The sequence below is a fragment of the Microvirga sp. CF3062 genome, from assembly GCF_036314045.1.
GTDB lineage: Bacteria > Pseudomonadota > Alphaproteobacteria > Rhizobiales > Beijerinckiaceae > Microvirga.
Genome location: NZ_JAYGGN010000006.1, coordinates 214,020 through 235,224, shown reverse-complemented (window position 1 = coordinate 235,224; position 21,205 = coordinate 214,020). Strand labels below are relative to the sequence as shown.

Below are 21,205 nucleotides of genomic sequence, written 5' to 3'. Positions count from 1 at the left end.
CCCTGTTACGCTGTTCCAGGCCAACTCGCACCTGGATCCCCATATGCCGACGTCCCAAAAGCTACTTTGTTCGTCTTCAGATGGAATTCGACCCGGCGTAACGCTTTTCAAGGGATCAGAGTTCCGAGAGATTAGAAAAATTTTAGTCTCTGCAAGTTGAAACAAAGTCTCAATTGCATGGCTTCAACGCCGGCTCTCAAGACCATTGCTCTGGGTCATAGGTTGCGCTCTCATGGTGACTGCCGCTTCGGAACGTCGGCGCGGTCAACGACACCAAATTCTAGGGAGCCGCCATGCCATTCTCTTCCTCCACACGCCGGCGCATGCTTGGTCTTCTGCTTGGAGCCGGAGCCTGCCTGACCTCGGGAGCCACGCTTGCCCAGCCGGCAACGTATCCGACGCGACCGATCCGCGTCATCGTGCCGTTCACGCCGGGCGGCACCACGGACATCTTCGCCCGGCTCGTGGGCGAAAAGCTGTCCCAGTCCTTAGGTCAGCAATTCGTCATCGAGAACCGCGGGGGCGCCGGTGGAAACATCGGGGCGGATGCGGTCGCGAAGGCAGAGCCGGACGGGTACATGCTGGTCATGGGCACGGTCGGCACACATGCAATTAATCCAAGCCTCTACGCCAAGATGCCCTATGACGCGCTGACCGATTTCGCCCCGGTCGCCTATGTGGCCGGCGTGCCGAACCTGATGGTGGTCAGCCCCAAGAAGGTCAAGGCTACCACCGTGCAGGAATTCATCGCCGAGGCAAAGGCGACTCCCGGTAAATTCACCATGGCCTCATCAGGTAACGGCACCTCAATCCATCTCTCCGGCGAACTCTTCAAGCAGATGACGGGCGTCGAGATGCCTCACGTGCCCTATCGCGGCAGCGGACCGGCGGTTAACGATCTGATCGGCGGACAGGTGGACGTGATGTTCGACAACCTGCCCTCCTCGATTGAGCATGTGCGCGGCGGGAACCTGCGGGCGCTGGCGGTCACGTCGTCGAAACGCTCCCCGGCTCTTCCCGACATGCCGACGCTTGCCGAAGCAGGCCTCCCCCATTTCGAGGCCACGAGCTGGTTCGCTCTGTTCGCACCAAAGGGGACGCCCCCTGACATCACCAACAAGCTGAATCAGGAAGTTCGCAAGGCTCTCGAAACGCCGGAGTTGCAGAAGCGCTTTGCTGATCTCGGCGGCGAGATCCAGCCCATGAGTCCGGATGAGCTCATGACTTATGTCAGGGCCGAGCACGAAAAATGGGCGAAAGTCGTTAAAGCATCAGGCGCGAAAGTCGATTGATAGGGGTGTAGCGTGGGAGCTGCAGGATCGCAGCTCCCACCGGTCCATCACCGGCCCGACAGCTTTAATACTCCCATTCAAACCCGAGCCCGACGGACGTGCCGCCTTCGGCATTCACTTCGCCTTGGGCCTTGAGCCGCCGCGTCAGGTCGACATCCACTGTGACGCCGCTTTCGTCCGGCCGGGCGCCGGCTCTCACGCCCACGCGGACATTGTCGCTGATATAGCGGGATACACCCACTCCAGGCCCACCACTGGCACCGACCGTGATGTCGAGGCTGTCGACGCCAAGCGAACGACGCAGGCGCTCAAACGCATCGTTCCCGGAGCCGCCGGAGAGCTGCCCCACGGCCTGCGCAAGCTGCAGAGCCTGCCCGGCAGAGAGGCCACCTGACGGCCTCTGGAACAGGATGCGGGAGAGCACCTCGTCCTGTGGCAGGTCGGGGCTGGAGCTGAACGCAAATTCAGGGCTTGAGGCCGGCCCCGTCACCGCGATGCGCGCCGTCACGTCCCCGGCCTGGGTCTCGGCCAGGAAATCGAGTGACGGCGTGAGGTCGCCGGTGAAGTCCAGTCGGCCGCGCACGAGGTCGATCCTCTGCCCCAGGAGATCGAAGCGCCCGCGGCGCAGTTCGAAGGCACCGATGGCGATGGGATCTTGGGTTGTGCCCTGAAGCCTCAGGTCGCCGCCGAGCTCCGCATTGATCCCCCGCCCCCGAACAAAGATGCGGTTCTGCGCCGTCAGCGTCAGATCGAGCTCGGCCCTGAACGGCGTGCCCCTGGCCGAGGCGGATTGCCGCCGCTGCGCCAGGGCGAGCCGCGCCGCAGCGGCTGGCGTGGGCCGCACGTGCTTCGTTCCAGGCAGCGGCCGCAAGGTCGTCGGCAGGCGGTCCGGCACCGAGACATTCATCGTGATGATGTTGATGCGTCCTGCCGCACGCGGCCGGCTGGTCAGTGGCCCGGAGAGAGTCAGATCGAGGTCGGCGCTCGCCTCGACGGTTTCGTTGGATACGAGCTGGGCCCGGCTGCCCGTGATCCGGATCTCGCCGGGAAAGCCCGCAGCCGGATCGATGGTCACTTGCCCTCGGGCCGCAAGAGAGCCGCCATTCGGCGTCTGTGCGGTGAGGCTCTCGATGACGAGCACCTGTCCACGGGCGGCAAGCCGCCCGGCAATGCCGTTCAGCTGGATACCCTGAAGCGCATCGGAGAAGCTGCCGTTGGCAATCGTGACACTCCCCTGGATGCGGGGATCGGCCGTCGTTCCGGCGATGGAGAGATCCAGATTGGCCGCGCCGGTGAGGCGCTGGCCGGAGGCAGAGAGGATCGTGTTCGCAATGGCAAGGTCGGTGCGGCCAGAAACCCTGAGCGCAAGCTCATCGGCCGGCGCAATCGGAACGCTGCCGGACACCTGGAAGGTGCCGGCGCGCCCAGCAGAGACCCGCGCATCGACGCCGATGCGCTGATCGGCCAATCGGCCTTGGACTTCGATGCCGAGCGGCGGCAGCCCTGCCTGACGAGTCTGCGCGGTCGCAAGACCGGACAGGGTGAGGCGGTAGGTTCCGCTTGGATCGCTCGTGGTTCCAGTGATCGCGGCACTGCCGTTGACCGTGCCGGCAAGACCAAGGTTCGGCACGACGATCTCGGCCGTCTGGAGTGGAAGGTTGCGGATATCGACGGTGAGATCGAGCCTATCCCCAACGGTGCCGGACAAGGCAACGCGTCCCTGATCCGCCGCGATCACGACATTGGACAGGGTGACAGAGCCATCCTGCAGCGCAATGGTCGCCGGCTGAGCCAGGGCCAGACGCCTGCCGCCGCGGCGCGCCGTGAACGAGGCCAATTCGATCCGCGTCGCATCGCCTGGCACGACGCGCCCCTGCGCATCGAGATTGAATCCCTGTCCCGTCGCCGACGCCGTAAAGCGCGAGGCATCAGGCGTGCCTTCAGCCACGAAGCGCACATCCCGGTAGGTCTGGCCGCCGGCCGTCAACGCGGCTGCGGAGACGGAGCCATCGATCATCGGACTACGGTACAGATCCTGAACCGTGAGCCTCGTGTCGAAATCCCGCACGGAAATGTCGGAGACCGTAAAGCGCGCCCCCCGTGCGGTGACCTGCGCGTCCTGCCCGCCGCCCCGCGCGCTGAGCGACACGACAGCATCGAGAGCTCCATCGAGCTTTGTGAGCACGAGTGGGGAGAGATCGTCAAAATTGCTGCCGGCCAGTGAAATTTCACCCTGCGCCAGCTGATCGGGACCCAGGCGAAGATTTCCGTTGAGGGCCACCGAGCCGATGTCGAGATCGAGCCGGTCGAGCAGCCAGCCTCCTTCCGGCGGCTTAGCCAGATGAAGAGAACCCGTGGCAGGCTTGTCGTCGACCCTCCCATCCAGGGTGAGAGCCGCGTCGAGTGCGCCTGTCACATCGCGGGCATTGAGGTTGAGGGCAAGGCGCGGGACGGAGCGGCCAAGCGCCCGCACATCCGTGAGCGTCGCGGTGCCGGTCACATCCGGCCGTTCCAGGGAGCCCGTCAGACGTGCCGCAAGATTCGCACGCCCCGCGGTGACGCGCTCGTTCACATGCCTCAGCTCGTCGATGGTGACATCGAGACCGAGGTTCGCGGCTGATTGCGTGGCCTGCCCGTCCACGCGGGCATCGAGATGGGCGCCGTCGATGCGGAAGTCATCGAAGGCGAAACCATTCGGGATGCGCCGCAGGGTGCCTGCGGCAGTGACTGAGCGACCCAAGAGACTGTCGAGAGCTGGTGCTCCGGTCGAAAGCTCGCGGAGGCGTGCATCGACAGCTGCCGCCATGTCGTAGCGCCGCGGGTTACCGGTCAGCCGCGCGTTAAGGTCCGCCGAGCCCCGCAAGGTCCGTCCAGCAATGCCGGAGAAAGGCGCAAGCGCCGGAATGTTCGCATCCAGTGTGCCGTCGAGGACCGTCGGCCCGACGCGCCCGGTGAAGCTTGCTCGCGCGGTGGATGTCTCGATGCGCGCGGTCTCGACGCTGGCAATTCCCTCAAGGTCAAAGGAGCCGCGGGAGTTCACCGCAAGGGTGGTTCCGATCGCCCGCGCCAGCGCCTGGTCGGCAGGACGGATTCCGCTGGCATTGGCATCGATCGCGAAGGAGAAGCGGTTCGGGGGAGAGACACCCTCCACCGGGTTCATGGTCACGCGGGCGTTGAGCGCATCGAGGGAGCCTTCCGGCAGCTTGACTTCAGCGGCATCCAGAGTGCCGTTGACCCGCGGTGCGGTGAGCGGGCCCTGCACGGTGCCGTCGAAGTTAAGCCGGGCGATCTCCGCAGCGCCGGCGCGGGTTCTGGTGCCATCCGTCGGCACGGAGCGGGCATTCAGCCGGATGTCGAGAACCTGACCGGAGCTGATCGTTCCGTTCATGTCGAAGCGGGCGACATTCGACGTGATCTGAACCGGCTGGAAACGGATACCGCCGTCATCGGCGACGTTCACATTGCCGACGAGTTGCGTGGTACCGCTGAAAATTGGGGCGACCGGCGCCGGCAACAGCCCTTCGATGCGGGCTGCAAGGTCCACGTTCAAGTCATAAGCCGCGTTCGTGCGCCGCACCGTCGTCGTGCCCGCCGCTCCGATCGTCGGACCCGCAGAGAAATCGAGCCGCGCCGCGAAGTCGCTCAAAGGTCCCTGCCCTGCAATCTTCAGATCCACAGGTGGAAGTCCTGGGAGTTCCAGAAGCCGGGCCGCGATACCGCCTGCGGGCTCCTGGTGAGTGAGGTCGAGCGCAAGACGGTTCGACTGCGGCACGTAGTTGAGATCGATCGACAACTGCCCGGGAGCATCGAGGCGCTGCGTCGCGAAGGTCAGATCAAGCCCTTCCGACGGATTTCCGATCTGGGCGGAGCCTGCCGCCGAAAGCCGCGCCTCGGTGCCCAGCACCGGTTCGCCGAGCACCAGCTCCTGCAGGGCAAAGCGGTCGACGATAACCCGGACCGGCAGCTCAGGCAGGATCGGCTCGTCGGAAACCGGCGCGTCCTCCTCGGCTGGCAGCGGCCGGCGCTGGATCTGGAGACGGCCGATGGTGAGTTCATCGACCTGGAGCTGCCCGCGCAGGAGCGCCGTCCGGCTCCAGACCAGATTGGCGCGGTCGAGAGTGAGCCACACGCCGTCTCTGTCAGCGATGCGCACGTCGCGGATGACGGCATTCGAGGAGAGTGCGCCCTCGACGCTGCCGATGCTGACCCGCGTGGTCGGTGTGGAGAGGAGACGCGAAATCAGGCTGGCCAGAACACCCTGATCGCTCTGCGCCTGGCTCGGGCGAGAGATGACGAGCCAGGAAACGAGGAACGTCACCGCGAGGAGGATCGTCAATAGGGCGAAGGAGCGGATTGGCTTTTTCATCAGAAGGCCTGCCCGATTCCGACATAGATGGCGTAGGAGGGATCTCCCCGTTCCGGATTGACCGGGATCGCGACATCCAGGCGGATGGGGCCGATCCCGGTGTAGTAGCGAAGACCCAGGCCGGCACCGATGCGGATGCGCTCGTCAAAATCCGGATAGCTCGACTCGAAAGCCGTACCGGCATCGACAAAGGGCACGATGCCGATCGTGTCGGTAATCTTGATGCGCGCCTCGAGGGATGCCTCCAGCAGGCTCCGGCCGCCGATGGGCTCGCCCTGAAAGGTCGGGCCGAGAGTCCTGTAGGTATAACCCCGCACAGAGCCGCCGCCGCCTGCAAAGAAGCGCCTGTTGGCAGGGATTTCGTCGAGATCCGCCCCGACGATGGAGCCGAGCCCGAGGCGCGCGGCCAATACGTAGCGGGATTCCTCGTCCAGCGAGTAATAGGCCGATGCAGTTCCCCGCGCGATGGTGATCGGAACCGAGGATCCGAGGAATTCCGGGTAAGGCGTCACCGAAGCGATCAACCTGATGCCCTCGGTAGGATTGAGAGGACTGTCGGTAGAATCGTAGCTGAGGGAGACAGGCAGTCCGACGAGGGTGTAGTCGATCTGTCCGAGAACGTCCGAGGTCTGTCCCCGCTCGTACTCGATTCCGCCCTGGATCGAGAACGTCTCGCTGAAGCGGTGGCGGATCGCTGCAGTCGCGTTGACGAGGCGGCTGGTATAGCCTTCCGTGCGGTCCCGCTCCACGAGGGCGTCGACGAGCAGGTCGTTGCGGGATCCCCAGAGGGCAGGCTTCAGGAAGCTCGCGCGGAAACGGCCGCCGAGATCGCTCCAATCGAAATTCTCGTCCCTGTCCGGCTGGCCACCATCCTCGGTCAGGTAGAAGAGATTGCCCTCAAACCTCAGCCGCTCGGCGCCGCCGAACAGGTTGCGGTGCGCCCAGTAGGCCCTGAGCGCCGGTCCATCCGTCGTCGAATACTGAGCCGACGCCCCGATGATGCGCAGCGGACGCTCGGTCAGTTCCACGAAGAGCGGCAGGTTCCCATAGGCATCGAGGGTCTCCGCTTCGCGGATCCGCACGGACGACAGCGCTTCGATCTGGGAGATCGACTTGCGCATCGAGGCCAATTCCGCGGGCGAGTAAGGGTCGCCCGGCTCGGTGTATATGAAGGAGCGCACCACGGCTGGATCGACGTTTTCGGCCCCCTGGATCGTGATGGGGCCGATGCCCGCGCGGGGGCCCGGATTGACCGCGAGGCTCACATCCATCACTTGCGCGGGGTGGAACACCACGGGCTCGCGCCGCTCCACCTTGGCGAAGAGTCGGGACTCGGCGCGAAAGTGATCGACGATGCGCGCTTCAGCGGCCAGGATGTCGGCAGAGCGCGCAGGGTCTCCCGGCTTGATCTGCACGGTCCGTGGCGGAAGTTCCCCCGGCGGGAAAGGCTGCCCGGTCCTTGCATCCAGAACGGCAACATCCCGAAGAGCGAACTGAGGCCCGGGATCCGCGATGATCTGAACGGGTACGAGGGCCCGTGCGCGATATCCCGCCACCGCGCGCGTCGCAGCCTCGGTGCGTGACGACTGAAGCATCAGCGGAACGCCGGCGACGTTGATCGCAACGCGGGCGTTGTAGTACCCCGCTCCCCAGAGCGCATCGATCAGGCGCGGCAGATCGGCCTCCGCACGGGCGACCAAGGCTGCGGCATCCGGCGGGGGATCCGACTGGAGGCTCTGCAGCGTCGATGCATCCTTCAGCGTCTGCTCAAGATTTTTTGTGTCCCCTCCGATGGCATAATCGAGGGAATAAGGCAGGGCATCCGCGCTGGGAGCTGGCGGCTCATCGCTTCCGCCAAACCATCCGAAGAGATCGAATGCGACGGTATGAGTGGACGGCAGTCCACTGAACAGTACGCCTACCAAGAAGAGAAACGCTGTCCTTCGTATGGTGCTCAGCCGCAGCACTTGAGGCACTCTCTCCCTGATGCGGAACTAGTTCTTGATCTCACAACACAAGCCCAGTGACTTCAGGAGCCGTGCTCTGATCTGTCGAGGTTCATCAGGTACGTACCTAACCATAGTTTCCTTAGCGGCAAAACCCCAGCCAGACGATTTCAGGCTAATTGTTGATGAATGACATCGGCAAAGGGGAAGACTGAGGAAAACATCCATATTATTCATTGCGCTTTATGTCTGCACAATGAAGATGTTGTGCAATCGTTACTCTTAAATCTGGCGGAATGTTGCCACTATTCCGTCACTTTGTGTGGTTGCTTCTGCGCGAGCGATCATCGATGCTGTTCATGCGCCACTGTTTCACATGAAACAATAACACCCCCACTTCGCGTGCTCCATACCTCCGACGGCCAAGCCTGATTGACCGCCAACTCCAACGGGTGTAGTTTTCAAAGCAGCTGCAGGCAATTTTCAAGTTGCTGCGATGTATAAAGCAACTGCCTCACAGCCGATGCTGATTGTTGTATGCGTTTTGGTTGCGACTTCTTTGGTAGCGTCTCAATCAAAACATAGCTTCGACGCAAAATAGAGTTGCGCCTTCTGCTTCAGATCCACAGCCGACTTAAGGCAAGGATGGTGAGGAATGGCTGTAGCGCTCATACTCGTTCTTGTAGCTGTCGGCTCAGTGGTCTTCCACCTTGTCAGCCCCTGGTGGTGGACGCCTATTGCATCGAACTGGCACTATATCGACAACACGATCATCATCACGTTCTGGATCACCGGTGCAGTCTTCGTCGCGGTCATCCTCTTCATGGCCTACTGTGTCTATCGCTTTCGCCATCAGGAGGGCCGGCAGGCCCATTATGAACCCGAGAACAAACGTCTGGAATGGTGGCTGACCATCGTGACCGGGGTGGGTGTCGCCGCCATGCTGGCGCCGGGTCTTTTTGTCTGGCAGCAGTTCATCACCGTTCCCGATGACGCAACCGACATCGAAATCTTCGGCCAGCAATGGCAGTGGGGCTTCAGATTGCCTGGACCGGACGGCCAGCTCGCTACATCCGACACACGCCTGATCAGCCCTGACAACCCGCTCGGCCTGAACCGCGACGATCCGAAATCCCAGGACGATGTCGTCGTTGAGGGCGGAGAACTGCATCTGCCGGTCAACAAACCGGTCAAGGCACTGCTGCGCTCCCCCGATGTGCTGCATAACTTCTACGTGCCGGAGTTCCGGGCGAAAATGGATCTGGTACCCGGACAAATCTCGTACATCTGGTTCACGCCAACGAGAACCGGCACCTTCGAGATCCTCTGCGCGGAGCTTTGTGGCGTCGGACACCCGCAGATGCGCGGGAAGGTCATCGTCCAGGAAGAGAGCGAATACCAGGCATGGCTGCAGGATCAGGCGTCGACGAGCTTCGCGCGCCTGACGCCGGGCACCAAGAACGGGGCCGTCATGCCTGACTAATCGGAGAGAAGTGCGAAGAGCCGGGGAGAACGTCCTGATGGTTGATGTCCCACTTGGGTCGACAGGAGCGGTCGCAGCGCCTGATGTCGAGGACGTCGAGCTCTACCATCCGCACAGCTGGGTGACGAAATACGTCTTCAGCCAGGACGCGAAAATCATCGCCATCCAATACGCCTTCGTGGCCCTTTCCGTCGGCCTCGTCGCCCTCGTCCTGTCATGGCTGATGCGCCTGCAATTGGGGTTTCCCGGCGTCTTCTCCTTCATCGACGCCAATGCCTATTACCAGTTCATCACCATGCACGGCATGATGATGGTTGTTTATGTGCTCACCGCTCTCTTTCTCGGCGGCTTCGGCAACTACCTCATCCCGCTGATGATCGGCGCGCGCGACATGGTCTTTCCCTATGTCAACATGCTGAGCTTCTGGATCTATTTCCTGGCGGTGCTCATTCTCGTGGCAAGCTTCTTCGTGCCGGGCGGCCCCACGGGAGCCGGCTGGACTCTCTATCCGCCGCAAGCCATTACGACCGGCACGCCGGGAGGTCAGGAATGGGGCATCATCCTGATGCTCGTGTCGCTGATGGTCTTCATCATCGGCTTCACCATGGGTGGCCTGAACTACGTGGTGACAGTGCTGCAGTCACGCGCGCGTGGCATGACGCTGATGCGCATGCCGCTCACCGTCTGGGGCATTTTCACGGCCAGCTTCATGGCGCTGCTCGCCTTCCCGGCTCTGTTCGTCGGCGCCGTGATGATGCTGTTCGACCGGGTGCTCGGCACCAGTTTCTTCATGCCGGCCATGGTCGAGATGGGGCAGCCGCTGGACCGCAACGGCGGCAGTCCCCTCCTCTTCCAGCACCTCTTCTGGTTTTTCGGACACCCAGAGGTCTACATCGTCGCCCTGCCGGCCTTCGGCATCGTCTCGGACCTCATCAGCACCCATGCACGGCGCAACATCTTCGGCTACCGCATGATGGTCTGGGCGCTGCTGGCCATCGGCGCCCTCAGCTTTATCGTCTGGGCGCACCACATGTATGTGAGCGGCATGAATCCCTATTTCGGGTTCTTCTTCGCCACCACTACATTGATCATCGCCATCCCGACAGCGATCAAGGTCTATAACTGGATCCTCACGCTCTGGCGGGGAGATATCCACCTCACCGCCCCCATGCTGTTCGCGCTCGCCTTCATCGTCACCTTCGTGAACGGCGGTCTCACGGGGCTCTTCCTCGGCAACGTTGTCGTGGACGTTCCGCTCTCAGACACGATGTTCGTTGTCGCGCATTTCCACATGGTCATGGGCGTGGCGCCGATCCTGGTGATCTTCGGTGCTATCTATCACTGGTACCCGAAAGTGACCGGGCGGATGCTGAACGATGCGCTCGGCAAGCTCCATTTCTGGGTCACCTTCCTCGGCGCCTACGCGATCTTCTTCCCCATGCATTATCTGGGCCTGATGGGAATCCCGCGCCGGTACCACGACATCGCCGACATGGCCTTCGTGCCGCCATCGGCCCATACGTTGAATGCTTTCATCACCATCGTGGCGCTGATCGTCGGCGCAGCCCAGCTGGCCTTCGTGTTCAATCTCTTCTGGAGCCTGCGCTACGGCAAAGAGTCAGGCGGCAATCCCTGGCGCGCCACCACGCTGGAATGGCAGACGCCCGAGACCCCGCCGCCCCATGGCAACTGGGGCAAGCACGTGCCGGTCGTCTACCGATGGGCCTATGATTACAGCGTGCCGGGAGCCGACGAGGATTTCCTACCGCAGAACCAGTCCGGGCCTACACGCGCTGCACCGGGAGCAGGTCATGGGTAGCATCCTGTTTTTCCTGAGCGTGCTCGCGATCATCGCAACATGGTGGCTCTCGCGGCAGGGCTTGGCATCGAAGCCTTGGCTGGAGCAGGGAGACGCGGGCGTTCTGCCGGAACTGTCCCCTCAACCGGTTGACCCAGCCACCATTGGGCTGCGTGTCTTCCTGGCAGTCGTCGGGTCCTTCTTCGCACTGTTCATCAGCGCCTATACGATGCGCATGCAGCTTCCGGATTGGCGCACTCTGCCCCTCCCGCCGATCCTCTGGCTCAACACGACCATGCTCGTCTTGAGCAGCATCGCACTCCATGGCGCGAAGGTCGCTGTGCAGCGCGGCGAGAGAACCGAGCTCAAGGTGAGCCTGATTGCTGCGGGCATCTCGGCCCTGGCCTTCCTGTCGGGGCAGCTCGTTGCCTGGCAGCAGCTGACGAGCGAAGGTTATGGCCTCACGGCCAATCCGGCCAATGATTTCTTCTACGTCCTGACCGGAGCGCACGGCCTTCATCTCCTGGGTGGACTGGTGGCATTAGCCCGCACTACCGAGAAGGCATGGCGTGTGCCCACAACCGAGAGACTGCGCCTGCCGGTGGAGCTTTGCGCCACATACTGGCACTTCCTGCTCCTCCTCTGGCTCCTTCTTCTGAGCATCTGGGTGGGCTGGGCAGGCGAACTCATAGACCTCTGTCGGCAGTTGCTGGCTTGAGAGGAGCTCTGCTTATGGCGGAACAGGCTGTGACGGATACGACCCACACCTACCCAGAGGCTTCAGGCCTGCGCAGTATCGCGGCCGATTTCTCCTCGGATCGGCAGGCCTTCAGGGATGTCTCGTGGGGAAAGGCCATGATGTGGATCTTTCTCCTCAGCGACACCTTCGTGTTCAGCTGCTTCCTGATCTCCTACATGACGGCCCGCATGTCCACGACGGTGCCATGGCCGAACGCGAGCGAGGTCTTCGCGCTGACCATCGGAGGCGTCACCCTGCCCCTCATCCTGATCGCGATCATGACCTTCGTACTGATCAGCAGCAGCGGCACCATGGCCATGGCGGTGAATTTCGCCTATCGCCGGGATCGCAGGAAGACCGCGATCCTGATGCTGGTGACCGCCCTGCTCGGAGCTGCTTTCGTCGGCATGCAGGCCTTCGAATGGTCCAAGCTGATCCATGAGGGCGTGCGGCCTTGGTCAAACCCGTGGGGAGCGGCCCAGTTCGGCTCAAGCTTCTTCATGATAACGGGTTTTCACGGCACCCATGTGAGCTTCGGTGTGCTATTCCTCCTGATCGTCGCCAGAAAGGTCTGGCGAGGCGATTATGACCAGGAGAGAAAAGGCTTCTTCACCAGCCGCAGGGGGAAATACGAGGCAGTCGAGATCATGGGTCTCTACTGGCACTTCGTCGATCTGGTCTGGGTCTTCATCTTCGCCTTCTTCTATCTCTGGTGAGCACGATCATGGCACAGGCATCAGCCCACAATCAGGGACAGCAGCATCCGATCAGGCTCTACCTCGTGGTCTGGATCTGGCTGTTCGTCCTGAGCGCCTGCTCGTATTTCGTCGATTACTTTCAATTCGAGGGCCTCCCGCGATACTCGCTCATCCTGGTGTTCATGATGCTGAAGGCCGGCCTCATCATAGCCGTCTTCATGCACATGGCCTGGGAGCGCCTCTCGCTGGTCTATGCTATCCTGGTACCGATCAGCGCCGTGCTGGTCTTCGTTGCGATCATGGTGCTGGAATCGGATTACACGCTCCTCTCCCGGGTCTCGTTTTTCGGGCCGGGTACTTGATCAACAGAAAGGCGGCCCTTGGATCGGGCCGCCTTCAGCCTTCATGCACCCATGATCTATGCCGCAGGATGAGCCTCGTCAGGATGGGGAGGCTCCACTACACGCCGATACAGATGCCAAGTTGCGTGTCCGAGGACCGGCATGGCGATGGCGAGCCCCACGAAGAGCGGGATCGATCCGACGAGGAGCCCTGCCGCCACGATCAGGCCCCACAGGGCCATCGTGATCGGGTTCATCACCACGGCCTTGATCGACGTATAGATCGCCACAACCACCCCCACGTCCCGGTCAAGGAGAAGCGGGAACGAGATCACGCTGATGCTCAATACCGCGACGGCGAAGCAGAAGCCGAGGATGTTGCCGATGACGATCAGCCTCATGCCCTCGGAGGTTGCGAGCACCTGATTGACGAACTGGGAGTACGACGCGGGCACCTCGTAGCCGAAGATGGATTGGTACAGCATGCGCGCCGAAGTCAGCCACACCAGAAAGATCACGAGCAGCACCACACCGAGAGCAGCGATCGAAGGGATCGACGGCGATTTGAGGACATCGAACGCATCCTGCCAGGAGGTGGTCAGGCGGAGCTCCCGCCGTCTACTGATCTCGTAAAGGCCAATGGCCGCAAAGGGACCCACCAGCGCAAAGCCGGAAGCCAGCGGATAGAGCAGCGGCAGAGCGTTGTTGCTGAATGTCAGTGCTGCGAGGCATACGCCGAGGATAGGGTAGATCAGCCCAAGAAACACGAGGTGGGACGGCATTGCCCAGAAATCATCAAATCCCTTCGCCAGGGCCTCTTTCAGATCGGCCGGTGTGATCTTCCTGACAACTGGATGCGCCGGGGTCTCAGTTGCACCAGCAACAACATGAAAATGGGCCATAACCGCTCCTCCAGGGTTGAACCTTGGCAGCTGAGATCTGGGCCATGCGTGGCGATGCGGCGGTCACGCGTAGCCGTAACCTATGCAATGAGTATACGCGCGAACAAGGAGGATGTCGCCCTTGAATGGATTCTTAGGCGGCAGGGCTGGCGGCAACGTCCTCTTGGATGAATTTGCGCAGTGCTACATTTGCTGCAGGCAGCGGCTTTCAAATCTTCCTCTTGCAGTGTCAAATGACCTCATGCTTGGCTTTGCGGATCGAAAACCCTTTGAACGATGAGGCCTCTCTTGGCAGACTGGGATGCTGGACAATACCTGAAATTCGAGGACGAGCGGACACGGCCTGCAGCCGACCTGATCAGACGTATTCCTCTGGCGGAGATCCGCAGCGCCGTCGATATCGGATGCGGTCCCGGAAACAGCACGGAGTTGATCACCAATCGCTATCCGGGTGCACGCATGCTCGGGCTAGACAGTTCACCCGACATGCTCGCCAAGGCGCGGGTGCGTTTGCCGGGGGTGAGCTTCCAGGAAGCGGACATTGCGGCGTGGAATCCGGACGAGCGTTACGATCTGATCTTCGCCAATGCCGTTCTGCAATGGCTGCCAGACCATCCGCGCCTGTTCGCACGGCTCGCCTCTTGTCTGGAAACAGGAGGATGTCTCGCGGTCCAGATGCCCAACAACCTGCATGAGCCCTCTCACAGGCTCATGCGGAAGGTCGCGCAGGAGGGACCCTGGGCGGAAAAACTGGCGGCAGTCTCCCAGTCTCGTGAGAGGATCGGATCGTTCGAGGACTACTATTCCTGGCTGCTTCAGGCCGGATGCTCGGCGGATCTCTGGCAGACAACCTATGTTCATCCCCTTGCAGATGCGGAGGCCATCATCGAGTGGCTCAAGGGCACAGGATTGAGGCCCTATCTCGATCCTCTTTCTCCGGAGGAGCAATCCGAGTTTCTGGATCGCTATCGCATAGAGATCGAGAAAGCCTATCCGGCCCAGCAGGACGGCAAGGTTCTTTTGCGCTTTCCGCGCCTGTTCTTCGTCGCTCAACGACAGTGAGGGCCAGCACGAACTCCAAAGAGTGATATCCGGCACATCGCTGGCTCTCTTACTTCCTCCATATTACAACTCATAGGCATCTTTAAGCCGTCTGGGACAACAGCCATCCCATTGGCAGCGGAGAAACATCATGACATGGAGATGGACAAGTCACCGGGCAGTTTCCCCTGCTGCGATGCGGCTCGTCCTTCTTTGCACTCTGGCGCATCTGTCCTTGAGCGAGATTGCTCTGGCTCAGGGGATCGGCTGCGTGCTTCAGACAGCAGCAGATTCACAACGGCAGATCCTGCGCTGCCGGGACGGCCTCACCATCGAGGCTGAAGCGGGATCGGCCTACAACCTCGTAGACCGTAACCGCGACAACCAACCCGATGCAGTAAACCTGCAGGGCCGCGCCATCTTCATCGATGCCCCGGCGCAATCCGCGCGGCAGGGTTTCCAGATCATGACACCGCAGGCCATCGCTGCCGTGCGCGGCACGCAATGGGCCGTCGACGTGAGCGGCACTAGGACGTCCGTTTTCGTGGTGACCGGACGGGTCGCGGTACGGCGGGTCGCAGGCAATACCCGGGGCGTCAGCCTTGGGCCTGGAGAGGGTGTCGATGTGGAGGCCGGCACGTCGCCCCTCGTGGTTCGGCGTTGGCCCGCCGCCCGCGCAGCCGCCCTCCTCGACCGTCTCGGGCGCTAGAAGCCGCATGGGCACGCGATTTGCCATTCCGCTGATCGCCGCTGCCCTGGCAGGTCTCTGGGGCGCGGGGCTGGCCTTGCTGCACTGGCAGGGCAGTTCCTCCCTCCTCGATCGGCTGGAGGCTCCCCTCGCGGACCTGCGGTTTCTGATCGAAGGTCCGCGCCTGGCACCGGACGGCGTCACGATCCTGGCCATCGATGATAAGACCGTGCAACAGGTCGGTGCCTACCCCCTGCCCCGCGCGACGATGGCACAGCTCGTCTCGAAGGTAGGACGCATGCAGCCGAAGGCGGTCGCGCTCGACATCCTTTTCATCGATCCAGGCCCGGCGGAGGGTGATCTTGCGCTGACGAAAGCACTCGGCGAGACGCGGAGCGTCCTGGCGGTCGCAGGCCTATTCGAGCGCAATCCACAGCACGATCCTGCCTCTACCAAATCCGCGCCCAATGATCTCCCGACAGTCCAGAAACTTCTCCTGCCCATCGAGACTCTTGCGAGTGCCTCGGCGCTCGGTGTCGTGAACATCGCCACGGATCCGTCCGGTGTACCGCGACACATTCCCCTTCTGGTCCGCTCAGGCTCTCAGATTATTCCGTCGTTCCCGTTGCGCACCGTCTCAGTCGCGATAGGACGCGATCCGGTTCTCCAGGATAACGAGGTCACCATCGGCGATGTGGTGACGAGCACGGACGGCGGATATACGCTTCCTCTGCGCTTCTATGGCCCAGCCGGCACCATTCGTACGATCAGCGCGAGCGATGTCTTGAACGGTCAGGCCAATGAAGATGCGTTTCGAGAGCGGATCGTGGTGATCGGCGCAACCGTGACAGGCGGCGGCGACGCCTTTCCGACGCCCTTCGATCCGGTGTTGCCGGGCGTCGAGGTTCTGGCAACCGCCATGGCCCATCTCATTGAGGGCGACGGATTGGTGCGTGATGGGCGCGTGCGGCTCATCGACGGCTCCGCCGCGATTTTGCTACCGATCCTGTTTGTTTTGCTCCTCGCCTGGCATCGCGGCATCTGGGGCTTTGCGATCATCACCATCGTCACTGTCACATGGATCGGGCTGACCTTCGCGGCCTTCACGCGAGGCGTCTGGCTCAGCGCCACCCTTCCGCTTCTGGCGTCCCTGCCTCCAGCCATGATCTTTGGAGCGGCGGAGCTCTGGCTCGATCGGCTTCGCGCCGACAGGCTCAGTCTGCAGAGCAGGACCTTGCGCCGCTTCCAGCCTCCGAGCCTCGCCAAGCGGCTCGCCGAGGATCCATCTTTCCTTATGAAGCCGGTGCGCCAGAAGGCGGCCGTGATCTTCATCGATCTGTCGGGCTTCACGGGCCTGAGCGAGCTTCTGCCTCTCGATGAAACTCGAGAGATGCTGCGCGGATTTCATGCTCTCGTGGATCAGGAAGCGGTGCGCCATCAAGGTATCGCTGCGAGCTTCATGGGCGATGGCGCAATGATCCTGTTCGGATTGCCGGATTCCTCGCCTGATGACGCCTGTCACGCGGTAGAAGCCTGTGTCGGCCTCTGCCTGCGGACGGAAGAGTGGATGGCGGAGTTGCCCGATGCGATTGCGTCTCAGATCGGATTCAAGATCGGCGCCCACTTCGGCGAGATCATTGCATCCCGGCTCGGCGGCGACAGCCACCAGCACATCACGGCAATCGGCGACACGGTCAATGTGGCGAGCCGGTTGATGGAGGTCGCCGCCTCGCACGATGCCGATGTGGCCTTGAGCGACGATCTTCACCGCGCGGCAGGAGATGCTTGTTCGATTTTCGAGTCAGGTCTCCTGGAAGGAACATTTCCGACTGCAATTCGCGGGCGGTCCGGTTCCATCCCGATCTGGCTCTGGCGAAGGGAGAGCGGCCTCAGCCACATGCGGTCGGGCTCCGGTGAACGACACCGGAGCCCATTCTGATCACCTTTACGCAGCTGGTTCAGAGCTGCTCGGGCGCAGGCATGCTCACGCCAAACCAATTCTTCTGCATCAGAGACTTGGCTTCCTCGACCGCTGCCTGATCGCCCTGCGCCTCGGCAGCACGGAGCAGTCCCGCGGCGGCCCAGCCGTTGTTCGGCGAGCGCTGCAGCGCCTCACGGAATGCCATTGCCGCTTCAGCGGGCTTACCCTGTGCCATCAAGGCCGCTCCGAGGGATTGATGCACCGGGTAGTACCAGTAAGGCGGCTCCATGTAGGGCAGTCCATCCTGAATCGTCGCTGCCTCCGCGAACAGCGCGGCAGCCTGGGCCTGATCGCCGGCATGCTGAGCAATCCTCGCCTCGATCTCATGCACTGCGATAGACAGCACATCAGGCCCCGGCACACCGGCATCGGGCAGAGCCATGATCTCAGGCCGCTTTGCCAGCGCATCGATAGCACCGGCCTCCGAGCGAGCTTCATCAACTCGCCCGAGACGTGCCAGGGCAACACCGCGTGCGTAGTGCCATGCAGCTTTCACATAAGGAAAATCACCATCCGGTGCAGGTAGGGCGAGAACGTCCTCAGGCTTAGAGAACACTGCATGGACATTGTAGGGCGCAGCCGTGATCGGTTGAGTCCAAGGCACCTCACGCTGTGCGCGCTCAGACACAATGCCCGAAAGCTTTTTCGCCCCTTCCACGGCTGTTGCACCATCGCCGCCGGTCAGGGCCGAGACCATCAGGAAATGAACATTGTGCGCATAGTAAGCCTCCGAATAGAGAAGACTTGCGCCTCCCTCGTTGACGAGTGCCTCATCGGCCGCTGCCGCACGCACATTGGCATCGAGGCTCTCGCGCCAGCGTCCGAGCCGGTACCAGATATGGCTCGGCATATGCACCAGATGCCCTGCGCCCGGCATCAGGCTTTCCAGGCGCATCGCATGAGGGGCGGCTCGCTCCGGACGGTCCGATGCCTCGACGGTGTGGATGTAGAGATGGACGGCGCCGGGATGATCCGGCTTGGCTTCGATCGGGCTGGATTGCGCCGTTCCGAGCACGCCCTCCAGCAGAGTGACGATCTTTTCCGTTTTGCTCTTGGGCGTCTTGCCGCCATCAGCCCAATAATCCCACGGGGTGAGATTCATGAGGGCATCCGCCGTAAGAACCGCCACATGCGGATCGCTCGGGAAGCGGGACTGCACCGCCTCCATGGCATCGGCGTAAGCCTGGTCCAACGCCTTGCGATCGGCATTGGAAGCAGGCGAATGACGCTTCGAGAGCGCCTCCACCAGGGCGGTCTGCAGATCTCCACTGGCAGGGGCAAGGCTCCGCGCCTTCTCGAGCACGATCAGAGCGCGCGCGTTCGCATCCGCATCCATCGGGTAGTTGATATGCGGGCCGAGCACCCAGGCCTCACCCCACAGGCACATGGCGCAATTCGGATCGATCTCTTGCGCCGCGCGGAAGGCGCGTGCCGCTTCTGCATGATTGAATCCCAAGCCCAACCGATAGCCCTGATTGAAGTAGGCCTGAGCCTCCCCTTTCGGGTCCTTCATTATCGGCCAGGAGAGAGTGCCGAGATTGTCGCGGAGCGGGGGCTTGGCGTCGGATGTAGGGGCTGCAGCACCACGCGGCAGGTCGCGGCTGTAGGTGCCGAGCTCCGTGCGCTTCGGTTGAACATTGTTGGCTTGTGGCTGCAACTGCGCAACCGACATGTGATGCCCGGAGCCGTGATGGTTCGGCTTCTGCAGGGCATGCAGCATACGGACCCGTGGAGTGTCATGTCCACCGAGAGGACATGCATAGGCCGCACCTCCTGCCAGAAGAGCCAGAGAAGCCGTTGCTGCAAGCAGGGCGGAACGCAAGGAGCGGACACGATGGTGAGCGTTGAAGGTTGTCATGAACAGATCCTCCTCCCTTGGAGCGGGCAGGAGAATAGCGACGAACGCTTGTGGCGTCGGTGCTCAGCGGCACATGAGGGTCATTCACATTCCACGTTGGATTTTGTTCTTTCCGGAAGATCGACTGTTACAACGTGTACAAACAGAAGCGTCAGAGAGAAAGACAGTATCTCTATCTCCGCGCGATCGGATCGCTTGGCATGGGTGAATTGTCGGTCCGGGCAGGGGGCACATGCCCCCTGCCCGCAGGACAGTAATAGAATGGCTTTGCTCAGGCGCTGTGCTGATCAGCCGAATGCACCATGCGATCAGAACGCCTTCTCTTACGCCTCAGGCGCTTCATCAACGCAATGGACGCAACCATCGTGCGTTCGAGTTCAGCCAAAATGATGTTCATATCCGGCATGAGTGAGTGGTTCTTTCGTTCCATTTTCATCAGCAGCTTGTTCCGCATTTCCCTTGCTCTGCAGGCACGCGGCGACGGCGCCTGTGGGAGAAGCAAAGCGTTGCAGTGCGGCTGCAATATGGCAGACACTCAAGAGCAAAATCAGCGCAACGATATACCTGCCTTGCGAAGCGAAACGATGGCCATGCTGCTGTTCGCATAATGTAGCCGCCAGGATCCAAGACCCTGGTATCTATCGCAGAATACCGCTTGTCTCAGCGCTGGTTCGGATTGAAGTGCTTCTTCATCTTGTGACCGTAGGAACCATAATCCTTCTGCAGAGACTCCGTGTTGGCAGCGAAGGCCGTCACCTTCTGCGGGAAGCGCGTCTCGAACATGAACGCCATCGTGCCCTCTAACTTATGCGGCTTGAGTTCGACATTGCTTGCTTTCTCGAACGCATCCATATCAGGCCCGTGCGGCAGCATGGTGTTGTGCAGAGAGATGCCGCCCGGCACGAATCCTCCGCCCGTCTTGGCATCGTAGACGCCATAGATCAGGCCCATGAACTCGCTCATCACGTTCATGTGGTACCAGGGCGGCCGGAACGTGTTCTCCGCCACCAGCCAGCGCTCGGGGAAGATCACGAAGTCGATGTTGGCCGTGCCAGGCGTCTCGGAAGGCGAGGTCAGCACCGTGAAGATCGACGGATCGGCGTGATCGTAGAGGGTCGGCCCTACCGGCGAGTAGCGGCGCAGATCGTACTTGTAGGGCGCATAATTGCCGTGCCAGGCCACCACATCAAGCGGCGAGTGATCCATGTCGGCCACCCAGAGCGTGCCGCCCCACTTCACGTACATCTTCGAGGGTACATCCTTGTCCTCGTAGGCCGCCACAGGCGTGATAAAGTCGCGCGGATTGGCCAGGCAGTTGGCGCCGATCGGCCCGCGCTCCGGCAGGGTAAATGCGCCGCCGTAGTTCTCGCACAAATAACCGCGCGCCGGACCGCCGGTGAGCTCCACGCGGATCTTCACCCCGCGCGGGATCACTGCGATTTCGCCCGGTTCGATGTCGATGATGCCGAACTCGGTCCAGAGGCGAAGGGAGCCTTGCTGCGGCACGAACAGCAGCTCGCCATCCGCATTGTAGAAATACTCATCCGCCATCGAGCGGGTGATGAGATAGACATGCGCGCCCATGCCGGCCTGGGAGCCGGCATCGCCCGCCGTGGTAATCGTGCGAATGCCCTCCAGGAACGAGACGGACTCATCCGGAATCGGGATCGGATCCCAGCGCATGGGCGCGATCGGCACCTCCACCTCGGCAGCAGGAGCCGTGCGCCACAGGGCAATATCGGCCTTCCGGAACTGGCCCCAGTGCGACACTGTCGGGCGGATGCGATAGAGCCAAGAGCGCTCGTTGGTGGTGCGCGGCGCCGTGAAGGGCGAACCGGAGAGCTGCTCGGCATAAAGCCCGTAGGCGCATTTCTGGGGCGAGTTGCGCCCGATGGGCAGGGCACCCGGCAGCGCTTCGGTCTCGAAGCCATTGCCAAAACCGGACATGTAGCCGGGCTGGATGGCGCTCTCGATCCGCTCGGAAGCCTGAGGCAGGGGCGGGTTCTGGACATTCATGGGCATGACCTCCACATTTGGTCACAAATGTAACTATCCATTTTGTAACCAACAAC

At 61.9% G+C, this 21,205-nt stretch carries 15 protein-coding genes; 10 read left to right on the top strand and 5 right to left on the bottom strand.

Features of this window, described 5'->3' with window-relative positions; genetic code table 11:
* The first annotated feature begins 293 nt into the window (after positions 1 to 293).
* On the top strand, positions 294 to 1,292 hold the full coding sequence (locus VB618_RS12990; protein WP_329797086.1) for a Bug family tripartite tricarboxylate transporter substrate binding protein: 999 nt from the start codon (positions 294 to 296) through the stop codon (positions 1,290 to 1,292).
* 64 nt (positions 1,293 to 1,356) lie between these two features.
* On the opposite strand, the gene VB618_RS12985 is transcribed toward VB618_RS12990, so the two are convergent.
* Together VB618_RS12985 and VB618_RS12980 are read right to left on the bottom strand one after the other, a co-directional pair.
* Entirely contained in the window at positions 1,357 to 5,658 is a 4,302-nt protein-coding gene (locus VB618_RS12985) for a translocation/assembly module TamB domain-containing protein (RefSeq protein WP_329797085.1), read from the bottom strand.
* Entirely contained in the window at positions 5,658 to 7,583 is a 1,926-nt protein-coding gene (locus VB618_RS12980) for an autotransporter assembly complex protein TamA (protein ID WP_329797084.1), read from the bottom strand. The genes VB618_RS12985 and VB618_RS12980 overlap by 1 nt, the downstream gene beginning before the upstream one ends.
* A 676-nt stretch (positions 7,584 to 8,259) precedes the next feature.
* Here VB618_RS12980 and VB618_RS12975 point away from each other — a divergent pair.
* From VB618_RS12975 to VB618_RS12955, 5 genes are read left to right on the top strand one after another with little or no spacing between them, the layout of a single operon-like run.
* Positions 8,260 to 9,087 carry a cytochrome c oxidase subunit II gene (locus VB618_RS12975; protein ID WP_329797083.1) on the top strand — a complete coding sequence of 276 codons (828 nt, stop codon included), beginning with the start codon at positions 8,260 to 8,262 and terminating at the stop codon, positions 9,085 to 9,087.
* Between the two features lie 37 nt (positions 9,088 to 9,124).
* Positions 9,125 to 10,906, top strand: coding sequence for a cytochrome c oxidase subunit I (gene ctaD, locus VB618_RS12970; RefSeq protein WP_329797082.1), 1,782 nt, complete (start codon positions 9,125 to 9,127; stop codon positions 10,904 to 10,906).
* Entirely contained in the window at positions 10,899 to 11,603 is a 705-nt protein-coding gene (locus VB618_RS12965) for a cytochrome c oxidase subunit 3 (protein WP_329797081.1), read from the top strand. Before ctaD ends, VB618_RS12965 begins: the two co-directional genes overlap by 8 nt.
* A 14-nt stretch (positions 11,604 to 11,617) precedes the next feature.
* Complete coding sequence (locus VB618_RS12960; RefSeq protein WP_329797080.1) at positions 11,618 to 12,340, top strand: heme-copper oxidase subunit III family protein; 723 nt, start codon at positions 11,618 to 11,620, stop codon at positions 12,338 to 12,340.
* Positions 12,341 to 12,348: 8 nt separating this feature from the next.
* Complete coding sequence (locus tag VB618_RS12955) at positions 12,349 to 12,684, top strand: cytochrome C oxidase subunit IV family protein (protein WP_329797079.1); 336 nt, start codon at positions 12,349 to 12,351, stop codon at positions 12,682 to 12,684.
* Between the two features lie 56 nt (positions 12,685 to 12,740).
* On the opposite strand, the gene VB618_RS12950 is transcribed toward VB618_RS12955, so the two are convergent.
* The gene (locus tag VB618_RS12950) at positions 12,741 to 13,565 is read right to left on the bottom strand and encodes a DUF2189 domain-containing protein (protein ID WP_329797077.1); all 825 of its coding nucleotides are present in this window, start codon (positions 13,563 to 13,565) and stop codon (positions 12,741 to 12,743) included.
* Positions 13,566 to 13,853: 288 nt separating this feature from the next.
* Between VB618_RS12950 and tam the strand changes: the two genes are divergently transcribed.
* From tam to VB618_RS12935, 3 genes are all read left to right on the top strand, one after another.
* A complete protein-coding gene (gene tam / locus VB618_RS12945; RefSeq protein ID WP_329797076.1) occupies positions 13,854 to 14,627 on the top strand; it encodes a trans-aconitate 2-methyltransferase in 774 nt (257 codons plus the stop codon).
* A gap of 175 nt (positions 14,628 to 14,802) precedes the next feature.
* Entirely contained in the window at positions 14,803 to 15,315 is a 513-nt protein-coding gene (locus VB618_RS12940; protein ID WP_442931781.1) for a FecR domain-containing protein, read from the top strand.
* A gap of 7 nt (positions 15,316 to 15,322) precedes the next feature.
* The gene (locus VB618_RS12935; RefSeq protein WP_329797073.1) at positions 15,323 to 17,233 is read left to right on the top strand and encodes a CHASE2 domain-containing protein; all 1,911 of its coding nucleotides are present in this window, start codon (positions 15,323 to 15,325) and stop codon (positions 17,231 to 17,233) included.
* A gap of 19 nt (positions 17,234 to 17,252) precedes the next feature.
* On the opposite strand, the gene VB618_RS12930 is transcribed toward VB618_RS12935, so the two are convergent.
* Positions 17,253 to 19,133: a tetratricopeptide repeat protein gene (locus VB618_RS12930; RefSeq protein ID WP_329797072.1), complete on the bottom strand. Its 1,881-nt coding sequence runs from the start codon at positions 19,131 to 19,133 to the stop codon at positions 17,253 to 17,255.
* Positions 19,134 to 19,483: 350 nt separating this feature from the next.
* Here VB618_RS12930 and VB618_RS12925 point away from each other — a divergent pair, with 350 nt between their 5' ends.
* On the top strand, positions 19,484 to 19,741 hold the full coding sequence (locus VB618_RS12925; protein ID WP_329797071.1) for a hypothetical protein: 258 nt from the start codon (positions 19,484 to 19,486) through the stop codon (positions 19,739 to 19,741).
* A 52-nt stretch (positions 19,742 to 19,793) separates the two neighbouring features.
* Here VB618_RS12925 and hmgA read toward each other — a convergent pair whose 3' ends face one another.
* Entirely contained in the window at positions 19,794 to 21,149 is a 1,356-nt protein-coding gene (gene hmgA / locus VB618_RS12920; RefSeq protein WP_329797070.1) for a homogentisate 1,2-dioxygenase, read from the bottom strand.
* Between the last annotated feature and the right edge of the window lie 56 nt (positions 21,150 to 21,205).